Source organism: Streptomyces sp. NPDC005799 (assembly GCF_040630525.1).
GTDB classification, from domain to species: Bacteria; Actinomycetota; Actinomycetes; order Streptomycetales; family Streptomycetaceae; genus Streptomyces; species Streptomyces griseorubiginosus_B.
In genome coordinates, this window is record NZ_JBEXXQ010000180.1 from 1 (window position 1) to 2,458 (window position 2,458).

General features: G+C 66.8%; 4 protein-coding genes. All 4 read right to left on the bottom strand.

Annotated elements, in window-relative coordinates; genetic code table 11:
* Positions 1-136 precede the first annotated feature (136 nt).
* The 4 genes from ABZ453_RS51005 to ABZ453_RS51020 all read right to left on the bottom strand — a co-directional run bounded on the left by ABZ453_RS51005 (position 137) and on the right by ABZ453_RS51020 (position 2,021).
* Positions 137-460 carry a transposase gene (locus tag ABZ453_RS51005; protein WP_359026889.1) on the bottom strand — a complete coding sequence of 108 codons (324 nt, stop codon included), beginning with the start codon at positions 458-460 and terminating at the stop codon, positions 137-139.
* Positions 370-1,206, bottom strand: coding sequence for a transposase (locus ABZ453_RS51010; RefSeq protein ID WP_359026891.1), 837 nt, complete (start codon positions 1,204-1,206; stop codon positions 370-372). Before ABZ453_RS51010 ends, ABZ453_RS51005 begins: the two co-directional genes overlap by 91 nt.
* A 100-nt stretch (positions 1,207-1,306) precedes the next feature.
* Positions 1,307-1,831 (bottom strand): DDE-type integrase/transposase/recombinase, encoded by a 525-nt coding sequence (locus ABZ453_RS51015; protein ID WP_359026895.1) that lies wholly within the window; start codon positions 1,829-1,831, stop codon positions 1,307-1,309.
* The gene (locus tag ABZ453_RS51020) at positions 1,743-2,021 is read right to left on the bottom strand and encodes a transposase (protein WP_359026893.1); all 279 of its coding nucleotides are present in this window, start codon (positions 2,019-2,021) and stop codon (positions 1,743-1,745) included. Before ABZ453_RS51020 ends, ABZ453_RS51015 begins: the two co-directional genes overlap by 89 nt.
* Between the last annotated feature and the right edge of the window lie 437 nt (positions 2,022-2,458).

Genomic DNA, 2,458 nt, shown 5'->3' on the forward strand with positions numbered 1-2,458 from the left:
GGAACGGCCAGCCGCTCGACCACACCCGCACCAGCCACCTCGCCCGACTCGCCCTCACACCCGCCGCGTGACCTCACATTTGGCCAGCAGGATCCGCGGGGCGTCACCGCAGGTGAACGGTCGACTCCTATAGTTGTCAACTCCCCGCAGAGACCGTCTTCGGGGCAGGCCGGATGAGGTGGTAGACCTCGCGGATCACGTAGCGTTTGAGGCATCGGATGATCTCGCGTTTCGTCTTGCCCTCTGCGGTTCGGCGAGCGACGTAGTCGATCGTGGGCTGATGGAACTGCATGCGGACGATGACGGTGCGGTAGATCGCGGCGTTGAGCTGGCGATGGCCGCCGTGGTTGATGCGGTGCCTGCCGCTGGTCATTCCGGAGCCGGTGGGCACGGGTGCGATGCCCGCGAGTTTGGCGAGTGCGGCTTCGGACTTGATGCGCTCGGGGTTGTCGCCGACCACGACGAGGATTCCGCGGCTGTGTCCACGCCGATGCCGAACGGCTCGAGTAACTGCGGGGCGACTCGGTGCACCAGGTCATCGATCATCTTCGTCAGCTCTTTGGCCTCCGCTTCGAGGTACTGCCACCGCTTGGCCAGCGTGCGCAGGGCGTGACGGAGTGCGTCCTCAGGGCCCTCCAGCTGTCGAGGACGCAGGCCCGCCAGGTGCCGGGCCAGAGCGATCTGCGTTTTGCCGGCGGTCTCGTGGCGCAGGCCATCGGGGGCGTGGACGAGCATCGCCTTCATGGTGACCATCGCGGCCGCGCGCTGTTCGACGGCCTGGTCGTGGGCGATCTTTAGCCGGCGGATCATCTCGGCCTCGCCGTCCGCCGTCTTGGGAGTGGCGGTGGCGAAGCCGGCGAGAACTGCGCGGGCGGCGTTCTCGGCGTCCAGGGTGTCGGACTTTCCGTTCATCCGCCGCAGCCGTCGGTCCGGCCGGCTGGCCTCGACCACCTTGTGACCAGCCCTGCGCAGGAACGAGGCCAGGGTGGCGCCGTAGGATCCGGTGCCCTCGACCCCGAATGCCAGCACGTTGCCGAACTCGGTCGCCCAGTGCAGGAGTTGCTGGAATCCGCCGGTGTCCGTGGGGATCGTCAATGTCGCCAGTATTCCGCCGATGGTGTCCATGACTGCCGCGACATGCACGTGCTTGTGTGTGTCGACGCCGATCACGACGTGCCCGGACATGTGCTGCTCGTTGGTGTTCACCGCGTTCCTTCCGGCCGGTAGCGTGAGGTGCACGCTGTCACCGGTCGGACGGACAGGACTGTCACGGGGACGCTTTTGACGAGGTGGCTCCAGGCTCTTATCAGGTCACGTCCGGTCGGCGGCAGCGCTTGCTGCGTGCCCGGCCGGACGGTCGACAGATCAACGCCAGGACACCCTCAGGGTCGGTCGTAGCAAGAGTCAGACCGTCACGGCCGGGGCTACCGAATCCTTGCGGGATCCGGTACCAAGAGACTGACAGTCGAAACAAGATCCAACTCTGCCCACGGACTGGGTGACGCCCAGCTTGCGGCAGGCCGGCTGGAACGTCCGGGAGCAGTACTCGGCTGCCCCCGTCCCTGTGCATGATCACGCCGCGGACGTCGCCGCCCCGGGTGGCCGCGGCCATGTTGAGTGAGGCCATCACCAGCTCGGCGTCGTGCCGCTCGCCCATCGCGTAACCAAGCAGCCGACGGGAGAACAGGTCGATCACGGTAGCGAGGTAGAGCTTGCCCTCGCCGGTGTCGATCTCGGTCATGTCACCTGCCCAGACGAGGTCGGACTCCTCGGCGGTGAAGTCCCGGCGGACGAAGTCCGGGGCTGCGGGCCGCTTGCCCGGCCTGGTCAGCGACCGGCGTCGGCGGACCTTCCTTCCGTCCGGCCAGCCCGAGCTCGGCCATTACCTTCGCGACGGTGTTCACCGACACCCGCCAGCCCCGGCACACCAGCTCGACGAACACCTTCGGCGAGCCGTAGGTGCCACCTGAGCCGTTGAAGATCTCCTCGCTGTCCTCCGCCAGGTGCTGTCGCCGCCACAATCACCGGCCCCGGCCAGGAGTCGGCCCGCGCCCTGCTGACCGCCCACGGCTTCGAGGTCCTCGACGAAGACAACCTAGCCCGCATCGACCACGAAGAGCCCTACTGGGCCGAGAAGGCCGCCAAGGCCCTGACCGCAAACGGCTTCACTAACGAGTCCGCCCCCCGGCTCCGCGAAGCCATGGCGAAGGAGTGAACCTGGGCCAACACGCAGCGGTCTTCGGGCCAGTTCCAGCCTGTCGGCTGTGCAGTTCCCAAACCGGAACCACCCCGGCGCGCTTCGAGGTTCAGTCCGACAGCCCAGGATCCGTGACGTGGTGAATGTTCCACCCTTCCCGACTAAACCTCGATCCACCGAGCAATGGCCGGTCCAGGGCTTGGACATGAAGACGCGGATGCCCTCTGAGCTGGGATGATGGGACTTCCTACGGTTCCACAT